This is a genomic window from Filimonas lacunae (genome assembly GCF_002355595.1).
In the GTDB taxonomy this organism is placed as follows: domain Bacteria; phylum Bacteroidota; class Bacteroidia; order Chitinophagales; family Chitinophagaceae; genus Filimonas; species Filimonas lacunae.
This window is the reverse complement of the sequence record NZ_AP017422.1, coordinates 4,493,337-4,512,290: the sequence shown is the minus strand read 5'-3', so window position 1 is coordinate 4,512,290 and position 18,954 is coordinate 4,493,337. Positions and strand designations below refer to the sequence as shown.

Here is an 18,954-nt window from a genome sequence, read left to right as displayed (position 1 = left end):
TTGTTTTCTCCCGCCTGTTAGTCTGCTAGGGTATTGTGGCAAATAAAAAAAATATCATTTCCTTTTTTTATAAAAATGAGTAATAGTAACTGGTTTTTGCTCCGGTTTTACCATGGTTTTTACTGTATTGTTTATAGGTATTTATACCTATAAATTGAGTAAGTATACTTATGGAAACATGAGTAATTGTACCTATAAAGTGCTGTTTTATAAAGGTTTCTGATTTTTATTTTCAGGTGTAAAATGTTTTAAGAAAAATAATATTTGTTTAAAGATGCTTTAGGGGATACCATGAGGAAAAGACACTATGAGTTCGGGCAGATAAATGTATCTGCTTTCATTAAAACTAAAAAACTGATACTTATGGGAAAAAGAGTAGGCTATCCCTTACTGGCTGCATTCATCCTGGCAGGTTTTTGTGGTGTAACGTCTTGTAGCAAAAAAGACGCAACTCCTTCTATTTCAATCTCATTATCTAAAGATACTGCACTGGCTACTGGTTTTGATGCTGTTAAAGTTGTAGCGGTGGATGAAAAAGGTAATGACATCAGCAGCAGCGTACAGGTGTATGTAAATGGCGCTACTATCACTGGTAGCACTTATTATCCTGCAAAGGCGGGTACCAATGTGTTTACTGCTAAAAAAGGTACATTAACTTCTAATGAAGCTAAATTAGTAGTAGCAGGTAAGCCCACTTCCGATTTTACACAAAAGATATTACTGGAAGATTTTACCGGTACCTGGTGCGGCTATTGCCCTCGCGTACCTTATATCCTGAAAGACTTTTTACCTGCTTATCCTAATACCATTTTTGTAGGTGTGCACGGTGGTGGTGTAGATCCATTCTACTATCTGTATGCCAACAAGCTGGTTAACAGCTTTAAGGTGACCGGCTTTCCTTATGGTTTATTAAACCGTGCTTCTAAATGGGATGAAGGTGATGCTACTTTAACTGATGCTATGGATGCATGGGCTCCCGTGGGTTTAGCTATTGAAAGCGCAGTGGGATCGAATGCTATTACCGGTAAAGTAAAAGTGAAGTTTGGTGTTAACACTGATTTGCCTTTACGTGTTGTTGTTATGATGGTGGAAAATAACCTGATAGCGAATCAGCATAACTATTACAGCGATTTAGGTGGCGATTCTTTATATGGTTACTCACATATCAATGTATTAAGACAAACTTCATCCAGCGATGTGGTAAATGGTGATACTATCGCTGTGGCCAGCCAGGTAAAGGGCGGCGTGTTTGAAAAAACATTCAGCTTTGCTTTGACTGGTACAACCGGCATGGGCACCAGCTATACCGTGGTACCTGCCAATGTAAAAATCGTTGCCTTTGTACAATACGACGCCACTAACGTAGCGGGCCGTAAAGGTTTGTTGAACGCCCAGGTAACCACTGCCGGCGCTAATAAGGATTTTGATTAGTGTGATGGGGTGTTAGAAGAAGGAGTATGAATGACAGAGGTCAGTTGGTCAGCAGTAGCGCGTCACTGTTTATGGTGGATGGGTGCTTGCTGACTAGCTGGCTTATTTTCTTTTTTATAGATGCTTAAAGCAATTTCAAACATGAAAAAAATGTATGCGTGGCTGCTGGGCAGCTTTTTGTGTGTGGCTTCTTACGCACAGGAAAATTTTCCCTCTGTGTCTGTTAAAACCCTGGGAGGGCAAAGTGTAGATTTCTCTAAACTGGTTTCTGGTAGTGGCGATACGGCAGTGGTAGTAAGCTTTTGGGCTACCTGGTGTGTGCCTTGTGTTACTGAACTGGATAATATCAATGATGTGTTTGCCGACTGGCAGAAGGAGAAGCCTTTTAAACTGCTGGCCATCTCTATTGATGATGCACGTACCAGCCAACGGGTAAAGACTTTTGTAAAAGGAAAGGGCTGGGGATTTGATGTACTTACGGATGTGAACAACGACCTGAAGCGTGCTTTGAATATTAATGATGTACCGCATGTGCTTATTATTAAGAACAACAAAGTGGTATATCAGCATACAGGGTATGTGGCCGGAAATGAAGATGAACTGTTTACCAAAATAAAAACTTTGTAATTTTTTACAGATGAAGAAAGCGTTGTTTACACTGGGGTTAGGCCTGGGAGCTTCTGTTGCGCAGGCACAGCTGGAACAGCTGGCGCAGGGGCATTTGAGCGGAAGCTTTGATAGCTATACACAGTATTATCGTAAGGATGATAAAATATTGGCGGTTCCTCCGCAGGATAAAATTGGCTCTAACAACTTTTTTAAACTGGATTATACCTATAAGCAATTCAGTGCAGGGATACAATACGAAGCTTATTTGCCGGCTGTGCAGGGGTTTCCTTTCCTGGGCACTAAGCAGGGGCGTAATGAAGGTAAACTGGTAAACCGTTATTTCCGTTATAGCGGGGACAAGGTGAGTTTGCAGGTGGGCGATTTTTATGAGCAGTTTGGTAGCGGTCTGGTTTTTCGTTCGTGGGAAAACAGACAGATTGGTATTAATAACGCCCTGGAAGGAGTGAATGTGCAGATACAGCCAACCGACTTTTTAAAACTGAAAGTGGTATATGGTCGTCCGCGTGAGTATTTTGACTATGCAGATGCTACTGTGCGTGGTGCAGATGCGGATATCAATTTAAGCCGCATGTTTGTAAAAAGGCCAACTGCTGTGAATGTAACCGGTGGACTTAGCTATGTAAGCCGTTACCAGGAGTATACAGGGGCAGACGACAAGTTCCCGGCTACTGTAAATGCTTACGCGGCCCGTTTAGCCATAGAAGGCGCTAATGCTTCGCTTGGTGTGGAGTATGTGCACAAAGGCCAGGATCCACACGTAGCCAATGTGTTTAGCGATGATAATGGCAAGGCTTTATTGATCAATGGTGCGTACACTGCCGGTAAATTTGGCGTAAACCTTACTTATCGTGGCATCAGTAATATGGACTGGCGCTCGGACAGAAATGCCGAGGGGACTGTGTTGCCCATGAACTATGTGCCTGCTTTAACCAAACAGCACGATTATTTAACCACCAACATCTACGTGTATAACGCGCAAGTGGCTGGTGAAACAGGCGGACAGCTGGATGTGTTTGTAAACCTGGGAAGTTCTAAATTATCGGTGAACTACTCGCAGTATAATGCTTTAAAAACGCCTGGCTCTATCTTCAGTCCTGATTCTTCTTTCTTCAAAGATGGCAGCATCGAATGGAAAAAGAAATGGAACAGCAAATGGCAAAGCATTCTTTCTTATCATTATGTGTTTTATAATAAGCATGTTATTGAGGGCGGAAATGACAAAAGCATTACCAGTCATATTGGCCTGGCTAATATATTATACAAATATGCACCGCGGAAGAGCGCACGCCTGGAATTACAGCATTTATACACGAAGGAAGACAGAGGTAACTGGGCGGCCGCTGTTACCGAGTTCACTTTCGCTCCTATGCTAAGTGTATATGCGAGCGACCTGTATAACTATGGTACCACTAAAGTACATTATTACAATATTGGTGGCAGTATTATGAAAGATGCTACCCGTTTTAGCCTGGCTTATGGCCGCCAACGTGCCGGTTTATTCTGTGTGGGTGGTGTTTGCCGTTACGTGCCGGCTGCGAGTGGTTTAACTGCTACTTTAACCATCACGTTCAACAACTAAGCTATTTTGTTTGATCCCGTCGTTTCATGGTTTACGCCCGGCTCTTATCTAAATAGAAGGTGAACACTGTTTCACCACTTTGAAGCCTGCTTCTGTTATGGAGGCGGGCTTTTTAGTTAGTATTGGTACCTAACCCTAATCACATTGGTGAGCATGAAACTGAATGTTCGAAAATTCATGATGGCCGTTGCTGCCTGGGCCATATCTCACAAGATGTATGCACCATCTTCAGAAGATACTGTGTTATTATCTGTACAGGTAAGTATTGTGGGTAAGGGTACCAATGAAGTGAGATAGAATGGGAGCATACTGCGTGAATGGGCGGTATGGCTGTAAATAAAAAGTCCCGGTTATATTGCTATAACCGGGACTTTTATATAGTAACCGTCCGTTATGGACGATTGAATAATAAACCCGAATTACTTCTTCTCTTCCTGCTTGCCCAGTGGCTTGCTTTTAGCCAGATCCAATAAGATAGGAGCGGCTACGAAGATTGAAGAGTAAGTACCGGTGATTACACCGATTAACATTGCGAAAGAGAAACCTCTTGTTGCTTCGCCACCGAAGATAAACAGGATTAAGATGGTCAGGAACACGGTTAATGAAGTCATTAACGTACGGCTTAACGTTTGGTTAATAGCGCGGTTAATCACAACATCTTTAGGTTCGTTACCCATCAGTTTCACGTCTTCACGAATACGGTCATATACGATAACGGTATCGTTCATCGAGAAACCGATTACGGTTAAGATAGCCGCAATGAAGTGCTGATCAATTTCCAGTGGGAACGGTACTACTTTACGCAGGAAGCTGAATACTGCCAGTGTTACAAACACGTCGTGCAGCAAGGCAACAATGGTACCCACAGAGAAACGCCAGTCGCGGAAACGGATAAAGATGTATAAACAGATAGCCAGGATAGCAAAAATGGTTGCTTTAGTGGCGCCTGATTTTAAGTCATCAGAAATGGTTGGTAATACTGTTTGAGAGCTTTGCTTGTATTTGGTTGCAAACTCTTTGTAAGTAGTACCGGCAGGTAAGTGCTTGGATAAACCGTTGAACAGGGTTTGTTCTACAGTAGAATCAACGTTGTTACCAGTTTCATGAATTTTGTAAGCGGTAGTGATGTTCAGCTGGTTGGCCTTGTCTACTGTTTTAATAACAGGGTACTCGCCAAATACTTCTTTTAAGTCATTACCCACTTGCTCCTGGTTAGGAATGTGGTTGAAGGCAACGGTATAGCTACGGCCACCCACAAATTCAACACCATAATCGAAACCAAAGAAGAAGGAACCAACACCTAAGAACAGTACAATAACAGAGATACCGTAAGCTACTTTTCTATACTCTACAAATTTGTAAGCAGCATGCTTGAACACTTTTTGAGAGAAACCGGTAAAGTACTTGAAGTGACGCTGTCTGGTAGTGTAGATGTCAGATATTAATCTTGATACCATGATACCACAGAACAGGGATAACAGGATACCGATGATTTGAGTAGTTGCAAAACCTAACACTGGTCCTAAACCGAAGTAGAACAGGATAATAGCGGTTAATAAGGTAGTAACGTGCGCATCCAGAACAGGAGCATAAGAGCGTTTGTAACCGTCAGTTACCGCCAATTGATAGCTTTTACCTTTGGTTAACTCTTCTTTAATCCTTTCAAAAATGATTACGTTGGTATCTACCGCCAGACCAATGGTTAATACTAAACCTGCGATACCAGGAGCAGTAAGCGTAAAGCCTAATGCACTTAAGATACCGATGGTGAACACCAGGTTTAAGATAAGGGCGATGTTAGCTACCCAACCTGCAGTGTTATAGTATAAGATCATCAGAATGAAGATCACCAGGAAGGAGATGGCAAATGACATGGTGCCACCTTTTACTGCTGCTTGACCCAAGGTTGGTCCTACAACCTGCTCCTGAACAATTTTAGCAGGGGCTGGTAATTTACCAGACTGCAGAATGTCGGCCATATCCTGTGCTTCTGTTAAAGAGTAGCTACCAGAAATTTCTGACTGACCGTTAGGGATGGCAGTGTTTACGAAAGGAGCGCTGTATACGATATTGTCTAACACAATAGCGATAGGCTTGCCTATGTTTTTAGAGGTCATATCAGCCCAGATTTTGGTGCCGATAGGATCCATGCTCATTTTGATAGCTACGCGTGATTTGTCGTCGTAATCCTGACGGGCATCACTTACGTTTTCGCCTTCCAGTTTGGCACCACCGTTATCCAGTGTTTTTACAGCATACAGGGGAATGATGTTCCTGAACTTAGGATCATCGTTTTCCACTTTACCGTACATGAATACCAGGTTAGAAGGGAATTTGTTTTTCACAATATCCATGCGCAGGTACTGGCCAACAGTGGCAGTATCTTTCAGCATTACATAACCAATGTAAGAAGGATATTGTACAGCACCGGTTTGCTGGTTACGCTGACCTTGTGCAAAACCGATGATGCTGGTTAAAGGCGCATCTTCTGGTTTTACTTTAGAGGTATCGTTAGCAGCAGTTGCTTTATTGTCGATAGAAGAAAGAGTACCTGTAGAAGTGGTATCTCCTTTAGCAGTGGCTGTAGTAGCGGTACTGTCTTTTACTGAAACAGCAGAATCTACGGTTTTGCTGCCTTTCAGGTATTCAGATAACGCTTTTTCTGCAGTCATTACACCTTCACCGATTTCGGCAATGTTGTACATTTCAAAGAACTGCAGGTTGGCAGTAGATTGCAGGTAGTGACGTACACGCTCTGCATCGTTAATGCCGGCCAGTTCAATGGTAATGATACCTTTGTTGGGATCGGGGTTAATGGTAGGAGAAGCTACACCAAAACGGTCAATCCTGGTGCGTAAAATACGATAAGTGTTATTGAATGCAGTAATGGCTTCTGTACGCAGGTAGCTGATTACAGTGGCATCTGTTGCATCGTATTTAATCTTATTGTTGCTACGTGCTGAAAAGAAAGGAGCCAGCTTAACGCCTGGAGCCGCTTTCTGAAATTCTTGACTAAACAGGGTGATTAAATCCTGTCCACTGTTTGCTTTTGTAGCTACGGCAGCACTTAACGCCTTGTTAAATGCAGGATCTTTGGTGTTATTAGCCAGTGAGTGGATTAATCCATCCAGTCCCACTTCCATAGTAACACTCATACCTCCCTGCAAATCAAGACCCATCATCAGTTCCTTGTCTTTAGCACCACGATAGGTGGTAAGGCTAAAAGGACCAATCTTGGTGTCTTTTGTGCTGTCGAGTAAACGCTGCAGATAGTTTTTTTCCAACTCTTTTAATGAATCGGCATAAGCAGTGCGCATGGCAGAGTCAGAAGGATATTTCGCTTCTGGCTTCGGATAGGCTTTGTTCAGCCACTTTTCCGCTTTTTCTTCCATGCTGCTTTCATGGCTTCTTACAATCCATGTAAAAGACAGTTGGTAAAGACAAATCAAAATCAGCGCAATCGTAAAGAAACGCACCAAACCTTTCAGTTGCATACTTATAAGGGTTTTCTTCTAAATTTTAATGGCGGCAAAGATAGGGGAATTCAATGTTATTGCACATCTGTGAGCTTTATATCAAAATACAGTGCTGAATTTGCCGGTATTCCGGTTAATTCGGCGCAACCATAACCCAGGTAGGATGGAATAATTAATTTGATATGGCCACCCCTTTTTATAAGGGGCAAACCAACTTTCCAGCCTTCTATCAAATTGGAGAGATTCATTTTTACAGCTGTGTTTGTTTGGTCAAACACGGTTCCATTGAGCAGGGTGCCTTTGTAAATTACATATATAACTGACTGATTTGCAGGAGCGGTTCCGGATCCGCTGTCTACAACCTGGTACAGCAGGCCGTTACTTAACTGGGTGTATTCGATGTTGTTAGCGGTGCAAAAAGCTTTCATTTGCGGCAGCTCGGTTTCCGGGGCCATAGACTGACAGGAGTTGTCTTTACTTTTTAAACAGGACCACGCACAAAAGAGAATAGTACAGGTTATAATGCCGATGCTTAGTTTCTTCATGATAGTTTTGGTTGGAAAAAAAAGTTTTTTATAGGGACTGTTCCTGCGGCCTTTGTGCTGCTTTTTCTGCTGCGTGTTTTTTTGCCATCAGCTCGCGATACTGCTGTTCATACATATCCCACTTGTATTTCTTGTAAAAAATGGCAATAAAAACACCGATGGCTGCAACGGCAATAGTAAGTACATTGGGATTCACCTGGCTATTAGCTACCATTGTGGCTCTTTCAAACCAACCAGAGCCTAGCAATGCAAGGATGGCTATGCCAAACCCCAGTCCTACAGGAAGGCCAATATATAGTTGACGCATGGTTTTCCGCTCTTTTTCGCGGTTTTGCTCCCACCATTCGATAAATTTCTCCTCGCGTTTGCTTAGCATGGCGCAAAGATAGCAGATTAATCAGGCTTGCTTTGTGAAGTGTTGAGATTTAAGTACTTTGCTCTCTAAACCTGTTTACCTTGAATAAATACGACAACATTATCCATGACTTTCTACTGCAGCATAAGCAACTGACACTGGGGAAAATGGGCACTTTTACCATTATCACTGAGCCTAAAGAAGGCGAAACATCCGGTGACGTGAAATTTGTAGCAGACAAAAAAGCAGAAACCAGTGGGGTGTTATTGGATTTAATTGCAGAAAAATCGGGGAAAGGGCGTGTGCTGGTAGCTTCTGACCTGGAATCTTACCTGGAGCAGGTTCGCCAGTTTGTAAACATTGGTAAGCCTTATATCATTAATGATGTAGGTGTTGTTTCCCTGAATAAATATGGTGATTATGTTTTCACCCGCAATACAGGAGGGGCTGAGCTTGCTAATAATAACGTACAGGTAGAACAGCATTTTTTACCCGAAAATACTAGCCTGGTAGCCCGTATGGGTAAGCGTAATGGTATTATGGGGATTGGGCTTATTATCTTTTTACTGGTGATTGCCGGTGTAGGGTATGGTGTATATACCATGTTCAATCACAAAAGTAACACGGACACTGGGGTAACTACAGCAGCGGATACGCAAACAGCAGCACCTGTAACACCGCCCCCGGTTATGCCGGATACCACTGCTGTTGCAAAAGATTCAACAGGCACTGCTAACAAACCTGACAGTGTTGCTGTTGCAGCCATTGTTCCAATAGTTTCTAAAGACAGCAGCCGTTATAAATTTATTTTTGAAACCACTACCAGCGGCGACCGTGCACGCACCCGTATTGCACAATTACGTTCGTTTGGTGATCCTGCTTCTTTTGACAGCAGTAAACAGGCAGATGGATCCTTTTCTTACCGGTTGTTTCTACGCAAAAAAATAGCCATAGCAGATTCTGCCAAGGCTAAAGATTCTATTCAGTTGTATTTGAGTAAATCTGTTACTGTAGTACGGGAGTAGTTTAAAATAACCTGCTCCGTCTATGATATTTATTGGAGAAAGGTCCCTCTTTTGATCCGGCAGAAAATATGGCGGTCAGGTACAATGACAGTAGCAGCAAAACTGGAACTCATTGTTGGCTTTAATAAATAAGGCAAAGATATTAAGATAAACAAAAGCCCCTTGCTTGCGCAAGAGGCTTTTGTTTTTATAGGATCGATGCAAACCGGCCGTTGCCAGCTTACTACTAGTAATCCATACCGCCCATACCAGGAGCTGGAGCGTGGCTGTGAGCAGCTTCAGGCTTTGGTTTGTCTGCCACTACACACTCAGTAGTTAACAGCATACCAGCGATAGAAGCAGCGTTTTCCAGCGCTACACGGCTAACTTTGGTAGGATCGATTACACCTGCTTTGAACAGGTATTCGAATGTTTCGGTACGTGCGTTGAAACCATAATCAGCTTCCCCTTCACGAATACCTTGTATAATGATAGAACCTTCTAAACCGCAGTTGGCTACGATTTGACGTAATGGCTCTTCTACAGCGCGACGAACGATGCTGATACCGGTAGTTTCGTCAGCGTTTGCGCCTTTTACTTTATCCAGTGATTCTACAGCACGGATGTAAGCAACACCACCACCAGGAACAATACCTTCTTCAACAGCCGCTCTTGTAGCGTGTAAAGCGTCGTCTACGCGGTCTTTTTTCTCTTTCATTTCTACTTCGGTAGCAGCACCTACGTACAGAACAGCTACACCACCACCTAACTTAGCCAGGCGCTCTTGTAATTTTTCTTTATCGTAGTCAGAAGTAGTGTTTTCAATTTGCGCTTTAATCTGGTTAACGCGTGCAGTGATGTCTGCTTTTTTACCCTTACCACCAACGATGATCGTGTTGTCTTTGTTGATAGTGATAGAAGCAGCCTGACCTAAAGAAGTGATGTCAGCAGCTTCCAGTTTGAAACCAGTTTCTTCGCTGATTACAGTACCGGCAGTCAGCACTGCGATATCCTGTAACATTTCTTTACGACGATCGCCGAAACCAGGAGCTTTAACAGCTGCTACTTTCAGGGTACCACGTAATTTGTTTACTACCAGGGTAGCCAGTGCTTCACCTTCCAGGTCTTCAGAGATGATAACCAGAGGACGGCCGCTTTGAGCTACTTTCTCCAGAATGTGCAGAATGTCTTTCATAGCGCTGATCTTCTTATCGTAGATCAGGATATAAGGGCTTTGCAGGTCTACTTCCATTTTCTCGCTGTTGGTAACGAAATAAGGAGAGATATAGCCACGGTCGAATTGCATACCTTCTACTACGTCAACGGTAGTATCGGTACCTTTTGCTTCTTCAACAGTGATAACGCCTTCTTTACCCACTTTGCCCATTGCTTCGGCAATCAGTTTGCCAATAGTGTTGTCGTTGTTGGCAGAGATAGTAGCTACCTGCTCAATCATTTTGTTGTTGTTACCAACATCTTTTTTCTGAGTAGCCAGGTTTGCTACGATAGCCTGAACAGCTTTATCGATACCGCGTTTCAAATCCATTGGGTTTGCACCGGCGGCTACCATTTTCAGGCCTTCGCTGATAATAGCTTGTGCCAGAACGGTTGCAGTAGTAGTACCATCACCAGCTATATCAGCGGTTTTAGAAGCTACTTCTTTTACCATTTGAGCGCCCATGTTCTCGATAGCGTCTTCCAGTTCAATTTCTTTAGCAACGGTAACACCGTCTTTAGTAACAGCAGGTGCACCAAATTTTTTCTCAATAACCACGTTACGGCCTTTAGGACCTAAGGTTACTTTCACCGCGTTAGCCAGGGTATCAACACCCTTCTTCATTTTATTTCTTGCTTCGATGTCGAAGTAGATTTGTTTTGCCATGATGTATGGGAATTAAAAATTCTAAAGTTTACAATGCATTTTCACTATCAATCGCAGGCTATTAAACGATAGCCAGGATATCGCTTTCACGCATAATCAGGTATTCAAGACCTTCAATGGTGATTTCAGTTCCGGCGTACTTGCCATATAAAACTGTATCGCCCGCTTTAACGGTTACAGGCTCATCTTTTTTACCGGTACCGGCTGCTACTACAGTACCACGTTGTGGTTTTTCTTTAGCGGTGTCGGGAATGATGATACCACCCGCAGTTTTTTCTTCGGCAGGAGCTGGTTTTACGATCACCCTGTCATGAAGAGGGGTAACATTGAGTTTTTTGGTAGCCATAATTATATCTGTTTTTGATTTTTTGTCAATCACATGTCAACGATTTTTGTGCCATAGCCTAAAAGGGTCTTGCAAACAGGTCAAAATTACATTTTTGACCTGTTGTACACCGGTAATTTTGACCAATACTGACAGGTTGAGTGTTTTTTTTTGCTTTCTTACTGCCAAATCTGTCAGAGCGACAGGGTGTTTGACTGATGCTTATTCATACCGTAATGTTCATAAGTGATACACCTACCAGGTTTTCACTGTTGCTGAAAAATTTGTTTGGACGGTTGGATCTATGAGCCCACTTTGTTGGTATTGTTTGGCCACGGATTCGTCAGCTTCATATTTCAATGTATTGGCTGAAATCAGCAGGGCACTGTTTTGTTTATGTAAACAATAAAATTGCAGTTATACCAGGCTTTAGCTTTTTATCACTTTTGTGAGCATTGCCTAAATCTGCTTCATCCACATTAGTCTGTACCTGCATTTTTGTAGTGTTTTTGGCAATAATAATAAACAAGGTAGATGTCTTAAAGCTGGCTGCCACTGACTGTTTACGTTCACACTCCTGCTAAGCACTACACTAGCAACAGCACCAGGAATTTCCGGTTTATCAGCTTCATGGGGATGGTTGTAAATTAAATAACCCTTTGCAAGCCCAATTGTTTTACCGGAAGGGCATAAACTATTATATTTGCAGCCTTTAAAGTTCTTTTTTCATGATTAGCAGAAGAAATATACGGGTGAAAGTAATGCAGGTTATCTATGCATTAGAGGCCATGGACGATGTGAAAGCCAAAAACAACCCGGTACAGGCTTTGTCAAAAAAGCTGGAAGAGTCCCGTGAATTATTTGTTTACCTGCTACATTTTATTACTCAGGTGGCGCAGTACGCCGAAATTGATGCCAAACACAGAGCATCTAAACACATTACCACAAAAGAAGATTTGAACGTAAATACCAAAATTGCCGGTAACGAGCAGTTGTGGAAGATACTGGAAAGTGCTTCTTACAGGAAAGCGATAGAAGTAACTGTGCCTAAAAGCATTGATAGTCAGGATTGGATTAAGAAAATTTATCAGCGCCTGGTAGACACTGACATTTACCAGGAGTACATTAAGGTGGAAAATCGTGACGATAAGCAACAGGAGAAAGAAATTCTGCGCTATATTTTTACAGACCTGATGCTACCAGATGAAGACTTTTTATCGTTTGTAGAAGAGCATTTTACTAACTGGGATGACGATGCGGAGATGATGAACCAGTTAATGCCTGCTTATTTGCAAAAGCCTGCTGCATACGATTTGTATGATATGACAGGCACTGAAAAGTGGCAGTTTGCCCGCGATCTGCTGAACACCACAATGGAGAAAACAGAACATTTATCAGATCTGATTAAACCTAAGCTGAAGAACTGGGATGCGGATCGTATTGCACAGCTGGATATGATTCTGATGCAAATGGGCGTGGCCGAATTCCTGTATTTTGATACTATTCCGCCAAAGGTTACTATTAATGAATACATTGACATTGCCAAAGAATACAGCACCCCGCAAAGCGGTCAGTTTGTAAATGGCATACTGGATGGTATTCATAAAGAACTGGTTGCTACAGAAAAGATGCATAAGACCGACTTTAAGAAATAAGTCTTAAATAGTGTAACTATATGAAAATAATTGTGGCCGGTTGTGCCATTTTGCTGGCAGGTATTATGGGGGCCTGTAATGGAAACAACAAGGTTTCTGTGAAAGAAGAGGTAAGTAAAACCCAGTTGGATACAGCCCATTACACCGATATTGCCTGGAAAGACAGTGTGGTAAATGTGGGGAATCTTACCATGGGCGATACCACGCTGATCACTTTTCATTTTAATAATGTGGGGCAACATCCGCTGGTAATTGCTAAAGTAAGGCCCGGATGTGGTTGTACCACAGCAGGTTATACTAAAGAGCCTGTATTACCGGGTGGCGAAGGGGTAGTAACTGCGGCATTTGATACCAAACGGGCACATGTGGGCACTTTTAGAAAGTATATGATAGTTACTGCCAACACGCATGAAAGACAGCAGTTTGAGCTGATTTTCACCGGAGAAATTAAAGAAAAGTAAAAATTAAGCGTGCTATTGTGCTAAAGCAATAGATTTGCACGAATTTTCTCATTAATACAACTACAAATCATGTATTCAGTACTTTTAGCAGCACCTGCCGGAGGAGCACAAGGACAAAGTCCTATGTTTTCTTTTTTTATGATGGGTGCTATTATCCTGGTGTTCTATTTCTTCATGATTCGCCCTCAGGCTAAAAAAGCAAAAGATCAAAAGAAATATATCGACAACCTGCAAAAGGGTGACAAAGTGGTTACCATTGCCGGTATACACGGTAAAATCAATAAAATTAACGAAGATGGCACTACCCTGGAGCTGGAAGTAAGCCCTGGTAGCTACATCAAAATTGAAAAACAAGCTTTAAGCATGGAGTGGACTGCTGCTTTAAACAAAGCAAACGGTGTAGTTCCTGCTGGGAAGTAGTTTGTAAAACAAATTGACAAAACGGCTGATTCACTAAAATGAATCAGCCGTTTTTATTTAAAAAATACACAAAGGTGCTTAATCTGATTAATTGTAAGAAAGAGGCTTTGTTTTTTTAAACAGTGATTGTAGCTTGCGGCATATTTCAACCCTTATAATATGCTAAATAAACTAACCGTACTCTGCGGATTTGTCCTGGTTTTTTTAAATTATTCCTATGCGCAAACAGATACCACCAGTCGTAATGCCGGTTTACCTAATTACGGAAGAACCATTATCCTGGCAGATAGTGTTGCGCGTGCAAGAATTGGCGATAGTGCTGTAGTTACGCTAAACACGGTGCAAACCATTACTGCTGCAAAAAACTTTGCCCCGGCTATAACAGGCAACGGTGCTGCTGTAACCATTACTCCTTCTTTTACTGCCACTGCCAATTCCAATCAATTGTATGGTTTGGATATAGCAGATCCTACTGTTATTAATACCGGGGGGTATACGAATATCTCTTCTATGTCGGCCAGGTTTAGAGGCTCAGTTTTAGTGGGAGGAACCATTGATGCCAAGTATTTTAGAACAAATGAACTCATGCGGAGTAACAATGATAATACTTTGGGTATCTCTAAATCATCCGCTAACCTGTTAAACGGGCTGGTATTCAAAAGCGTTTCTGCTGTTACGGCCACTTCCAACATACAGAACAGCACCTTATTTACTGATACAGTATATTTTAATTCCAATACACCTTCGGCAACAGGGTATAGCCAGGTAAGGTTAACTCCGGCTTTAACGCAAACCGGGTATAGTGGCATTACCAGGGGTTTATACGTATCTCCCATTTTAAAAGACGTTACGGACTTCAGAGCTATAGAAACCAATGTGCCTTTTGGAAACGGCTACCAACTGTATCTGGGAGGAGGAGCCCGCAATTATATGAGTGGAAGAACAACTGTAGATAGTATCTGGAACTTTAATGATTTAGTGTACTATCAGGCTACTGCTTCTTATTTACAGGTGCGCACGAATGGTTTTACTTATAAGGATCTGGCCAGCGTTAATTTCCTGAAAGCAGCCAATCCTACTACATTAACGGGCACCAGGGATTTGCTGAGATATTATGTAATTGGTAAAAGCAATATTACCAACGCAAACTGGAATGGGATAGGTATGTACGATTCATTGCAGATAACGCAAGATATCAGTACAGGAAGGGTTAGCGCCTTGCGCGTAAGCCCGGTTGTTATGCAAACGGGGTATACAGGAACCGTACGTGGTTTGCTGATTGATCCTGTTTTAACAGGTACCTCTGATTTCCGGGCTATTGAAACGCTGGTAAATGATGGAGCTGGTTTTCAACTGTATGCCGGTGGATCGGCGCCTTCTTATTTTAAAGGAAGAGTGGGTATCAATACCGATAAGCCACAGTCAGAGCTGGCTGTAAATGGAACTATTACTGCAGTAAGGGTGAAAGTTACTACTCAAGGTTGGGCTGATTATGTATTTGACTCTGCTTATCAGTTGCCTGCGTTACCTGAAGTAGAAAAATTTATTCAACAAAACAAACACCTGCCGGACGTACCCTCTGCGGCTACTGTAAGCCAGGAAGGAATTGATGTGGGAGATAACCAGGTGCTGTTATTGAAAAAGATAGAAGAGCTTACTTTATATATTATCGAACAAAATAAAAAACTGGAAGCGAGGAGCAAAAAACTGGAACAGCAAGGAGTTGAAATAGAACTGCTGAAACAAAAAGTGAAGTAGTCAGTAATCACACCACTTCATAAATAGTTAACCGGACCATTTGAACCCTTACAGTATGAACAATAAATATTTATTACTTTTCCTTGCTTTGCTTTCGGCTACTTATTCCTATTCTCAGCTGGATACCACCAGTCGCAATACTGGTATTCCTAATTACGGCAGGGCTATTATATTGGCAGATAGTATTACCCGTGCAAGAATTTCTGATAGTGCTGTTGTTACCTTAAAAACAACACAATCCATTGCCGCTGTAAAAAACATAGCTCCATCAATGACAGGAAATGGAGCTGCTGTAAGCATAGCTCCCACCTATACTGTCACGGGTAATTCCACTGAATTGTATAGCCTGGATGTGGCCGATCCTACCATTATTAACAACGGTGGCTATACAGGTATCACCTCCCTGTCTGCCAGGTTCAGGGGCTCTGTTTTAGTGGGGGGTACAGTCTCTGCCAACGTTTTCAAAACCAATGATCTGATGAGGGGGGGAGATGTTGTTTATAATATCTATAAACCATCTGGCAATCTGGTAAACGCATTGTTATTAAAAGGAGCTGCACCTGCTACGGCTACTTCCAGTATGCAAAATGGAACCCTGTTCCTTGATTCTTTATATTTTAACGCGAATATTTCTTCACAAGGTTATACCCAGGTAAGGCTAATGCCAGCTTTAACACAAACAGGTTATAGTGGCATTACCAGGGGGCTTTATATCACGCCCGCTTTAACCAATGTAACAAACTTCAGAGCTATAGAAACCAATGTACCCTATGGAAAGGGGTACCAGTTATACCTGGGTGGTACTGCCGGCAATTATCTGAAAAGCAGAACTGTAATAGATAGCGTATGGCAGTTTAATGATAGTGTGAATCATAAAACGACGGGTTTTTTAAAAGAAGTGAGTACCAATTCCTTTATTTATAGTACAAATGGTAGCATCAGCCTGGTGAAACCGGGGAATATTACTTCATTAACAAATACAGGAGATGTACTCAGATTTTATGTAAATGCTAAAAGCAATATTATCAACGCAGACTGGAATGGGATAGGAATGTATGATTCATTGCAGATAGCACAAAACATTAATACAGGAAGGGTGAGTGCATTGCGTTTGAGTCCTGTTGTAATTCAAACAGGTTATTCCGGGCCTGTGCGTGGCTTGCTGATAGATCCGGATTTAACGGCCACTACCGATTTCAGGACTATTGAAACGAGTGTGAATGAAGGGGCGGGTTTTCAGCTGTATGCTATTGGGACAGCGCCTTCTTATTTTAAAGGAAGAGTAGGTGTCAACACCAACAAGCCACAGTCAGAGCTGGCTGTAAATGGAACTATTACTGCTATAAAGTTGAAAGTAACGAGCAAAAACTGGGCTGATTATGTGTTTGATTCCACTTATCAGTTGCCCGCCTTATCAATAGTAGAAAAGCAGATCCTGCAAAATAAACACCTGCCTGAAGTCCCTTCGGCTGCAACTGTAAGTAAAGAAGGGGTGAATGTGGGGGATAACCAGGTGTTGTTATTGAAAAAAATAGAAGAACTGACCTTATATATTATTGAACAGAATAAAAAAATGGAGATTCAGGACAAACTGGCGGCACAGCAGGATGCTGAAATAGAACTGCTGAAACGAAGGATAAAATAGTCCCACTTGTTGGTTTACCGGAAGTTTGGCGTAGAAAAATGAGCGGCATTGTTTTTTTCGCTAATTTTTCTGCGCCAATTTTTTATTATGCTATTAAAAGTGGGGTTAACGGGTGGGATAGGCTCGGGCAAAAGCACAGTAGCCAAAGTTTTTAAGGTGCTGGGTATTCCCATATTTGATGCAGATGTGGTGGCTAAAAACATCATGGCTACCGACACGGCTTTGCAGCAGGCCATTATGCAAACCTTTGGTGCGGATATTTTTGAGAACGGAGAGCTGAATCGCAAAAAGCTGGCGGGCATTGTGTTTAATGACGCATTTAGGCTGGAACAGCTAAATGCCCTGGTACACCCGGCAGCCATTAAGGCGGCAGACTACTGGATGCAACAGCAACTTACACGATATGCTATAAAAGAAGCTGCGTTATTGTTTGAAGCGGGCAGCGCCAGTGATCTGGATTATGTAGTAGGCGTATATGCGCCCAAAGCATTGCGTGTGCAAAGGGTAATGCAGCGGGATAGCACTACCCGGGAAGAGGTGCTGGCACGAATGAGCCGGCAAATTGACGAAGAAATTAAAATGCGCCTGTGCGATTTTGTAGTAGTGAATAACGACCAGGAATTGTTAATACCACAGGTGCTGAAAATACACGGGATGCTTATGGAAAAAGCCGCCGTTAAAGATGCCACAGTTGTATAACTACGCCTGTGGCTTTATTATTTTATAGCACCATCTTTTTAGTTTGCCTTCAAAATCGAATGGAGTAGTAGCCCTGGTAATATCCTTAATGTCTGTAGCATGTATGTTCTCTGCGTCAATTATAAATTTGGTGTAGTTGGTGCTGAAATACAAAACTCCGCCGGATGTTAAAGTGGCTAATACATCATTAATCAGTTCCACATGATCACGCTGAATATCCAGTATGTCCTTCATGCGTTTGCTATTACTGAAAGTTGGTGGGTCCATCACCACCAGGTCAAACTGGTTAGGCTGTAATGTTTTCAGGTATTGCTTTACATCCGCATGTATAAAGTGATACTTAGCAGGGTTGCTTAACTGGTTGGCTGCAAAATTGTCTTCGCCCCAGCCCAGGTATGTTTTAGATAAGTCAACAGAGGTAACTGAAGCGGCCTTGCCGGCAGCAGCATATACCGAAAAAGAACCAGTGTAGCAAAACAGGTTTAACACCCTTTTCCCTTCACATTGTTCCTGCACCATTTTACGGGTAGTACGGTGGTCCAGGAACAAGCCTGTATCCAGATAGTCGGTAAGGTTTACCAAAAACCTGAGGTTGTTTTCTTCTACAGTAAAGAATTCTTTTTCTACTCCTAGTTTTTCGTACTGATCTTGTTGTCCGCGATGGCTCATGCGCTTACGCTGTCGCACATAAATATGATCTTCAGGCACATTTAGTAATCGGCTAATCAATGCCAGGCATTCATCCAGCCATGCTTCGTGTTCTTCATCTTCCATACCATGCCTGCGAAGGTACTCGGCCAGGTATATTTTATCATCGTACAATTCTATACAAAAAGGAAATTCAGGCAGATCGTGATCGTACACCCGGTAGCAGGTAATTTGCTGGCGTTTGGCAAGTTTGCTTTTGTGTTTATACACTTTTACCAACCGGTTTTCAAACATTGACAATTTAGAAGACTCCATCCCGCAAAGCTAAATATATTACGTTTAACGTCATAACTGAATATAATATCAACTTAAAACCCTTATGCCTCTGCACTTGATCAGGCATAGCATGGCTATGACGGCTATTCTTCCCGCATAAAAGGA

17 protein-coding genes are annotated in these 18,954 nt (G+C 42.3%); 11 read left to right on the top strand and 6 right to left on the bottom strand.

The window, feature by feature from the left end; genetic code table 11:
• The first annotated feature begins 363 nt into the window (after window positions 1-363).
• The 4 genes from FLA_RS17865 (at window position 364) to FLA_RS31515 (ending at window position 3,937) form a co-directional block, all read left to right on the top strand.
• A complete protein-coding gene (locus FLA_RS17865) occupies window positions 364-1,431 on the top strand; it encodes an Omp28-related outer membrane protein (RefSeq protein WP_159445089.1) in 1,068 nt (355 codons plus the stop codon).
• A gap of 141 nt (window positions 1,432-1,572) precedes the next feature.
• Complete coding sequence (locus FLA_RS17860; RefSeq protein WP_076378581.1) at window positions 1,573-2,058, top strand: TlpA family protein disulfide reductase; 486 nt, start codon at window positions 1,573-1,575, stop codon at window positions 2,056-2,058.
• A 10-nt stretch (window positions 2,059-2,068) separates the two neighbouring features.
• On the top strand, window positions 2,069-3,640 hold the full coding sequence (locus FLA_RS17855) for a DUF6029 family protein (RefSeq protein WP_076378579.1): 1,572 nt from the start codon (window positions 2,069-2,071) through the stop codon (window positions 3,638-3,640).
• Window positions 3,641-3,793: 153 nt separating this feature from the next.
• The gene (locus FLA_RS31515) at window positions 3,794-3,937 is read left to right on the top strand and encodes a hypothetical protein (protein ID WP_159445088.1); all 144 of its coding nucleotides are present in this window, start codon (window positions 3,794-3,796) and stop codon (window positions 3,935-3,937) included.
• Between the two features lie 122 nt (window positions 3,938-4,059).
• On the opposite strand, the gene secDF is transcribed toward FLA_RS31515, so the two are convergent.
• The 3 genes from secDF to FLA_RS17840 are packed head-to-tail and all read right to left on the bottom strand — an operon-like array spanning window position 4,060 to window position 8,037.
• Entirely contained in the window at window positions 4,060-7,134 is a 3,075-nt protein-coding gene (secDF, locus tag FLA_RS17850; protein WP_076378577.1) for a protein translocase subunit SecDF, read from the bottom strand.
• 56 nt (window positions 7,135-7,190) lie between these two features.
• Window positions 7,191-7,661 carry an FKBP-type peptidyl-prolyl cis-trans isomerase gene (locus FLA_RS17845; RefSeq protein WP_076378575.1) on the bottom strand — a complete coding sequence of 157 codons (471 nt, stop codon included), beginning with the start codon at window positions 7,659-7,661 and terminating at the stop codon, window positions 7,191-7,193.
• 28 nt (window positions 7,662-7,689) lie between these two features.
• Window positions 7,690-8,037, bottom strand: a complete 348-nt coding sequence (locus FLA_RS17840; RefSeq protein ID WP_076378573.1) for a hypothetical protein — start codon at window positions 8,035-8,037, stop codon at window positions 7,690-7,692.
• Window positions 8,038-8,117: 80 nt separating this feature from the next.
• Between FLA_RS17840 and FLA_RS17835 the strand changes: the two genes are divergently transcribed.
• A complete protein-coding gene (locus tag FLA_RS17835) occupies window positions 8,118-9,041 on the top strand; it encodes a hypothetical protein (RefSeq protein ID WP_096511123.1) in 924 nt (307 codons plus the stop codon).
• Between the two features lie 226 nt (window positions 9,042-9,267).
• On the opposite strand, the gene groL is transcribed toward FLA_RS17835, so the two are convergent.
• On the bottom strand, window positions 9,268-10,902 hold the full coding sequence (gene groL / locus FLA_RS17830; RefSeq protein WP_076378569.1) for a chaperonin GroEL: 1,635 nt from the start codon (window positions 10,900-10,902) through the stop codon (window positions 9,268-9,270).
• Between the two features lie 61 nt (window positions 10,903-10,963).
• Complete coding sequence (locus FLA_RS17825; protein ID WP_076378567.1) at window positions 10,964-11,248, bottom strand: co-chaperone GroES; 285 nt, start codon at window positions 11,246-11,248, stop codon at window positions 10,964-10,966.
• A gap of 707 nt (window positions 11,249-11,955) precedes the next feature.
• Between FLA_RS17825 and nusB the strand changes: the two genes are divergently transcribed.
• The 6 genes from nusB (at window position 11,956) to coaE (ending at window position 17,865) form a co-directional block, all read left to right on the top strand.
• Complete coding sequence (nusB, locus tag FLA_RS17820) at window positions 11,956-12,882, top strand: transcription antitermination factor NusB (RefSeq protein WP_076378565.1); 927 nt, start codon at window positions 11,956-11,958, stop codon at window positions 12,880-12,882.
• Between the two features lie 20 nt (window positions 12,883-12,902).
• Window positions 12,903-13,343 carry a DUF1573 domain-containing protein gene (locus tag FLA_RS17815; RefSeq protein WP_076378563.1) on the top strand — a complete coding sequence of 147 codons (441 nt, stop codon included), beginning with the start codon at window positions 12,903-12,905 and terminating at the stop codon, window positions 13,341-13,343.
• Window positions 13,344-13,412: 69 nt separating this feature from the next.
• Window positions 13,413-13,763 (top strand): preprotein translocase subunit YajC, encoded by a 351-nt coding sequence (gene yajC, locus FLA_RS17810; protein WP_076378561.1) that lies wholly within the window; start codon window positions 13,413-13,415, stop codon window positions 13,761-13,763.
• Between the two features lie 159 nt (window positions 13,764-13,922).
• Window positions 13,923-15,521 (top strand): hypothetical protein, encoded by a 1,599-nt coding sequence (locus FLA_RS17805; RefSeq protein ID WP_076378559.1) that lies wholly within the window; start codon window positions 13,923-13,925, stop codon window positions 15,519-15,521.
• Window positions 15,522-15,576: 55 nt separating this feature from the next.
• Window positions 15,577-17,166 (top strand): hypothetical protein, encoded by a 1,590-nt coding sequence (locus FLA_RS17800; RefSeq protein WP_076378557.1) that lies wholly within the window; start codon window positions 15,577-15,579, stop codon window positions 17,164-17,166.
• Between the two features lie 87 nt (window positions 17,167-17,253).
• A complete protein-coding gene (gene coaE, locus FLA_RS17795; protein WP_076379331.1) occupies window positions 17,254-17,865 on the top strand; it encodes a dephospho-CoA kinase in 612 nt (203 codons plus the stop codon).
• On the opposite strand, the gene FLA_RS17790 is transcribed toward coaE, so the two are convergent.
• Window positions 17,866-18,828, bottom strand: coding sequence for a class I SAM-dependent methyltransferase (locus FLA_RS17790; RefSeq protein WP_076378555.1), 963 nt, complete (start codon window positions 18,826-18,828; stop codon window positions 17,866-17,868).
• Between the last annotated feature and the right edge of the window lie 126 nt (window positions 18,829-18,954).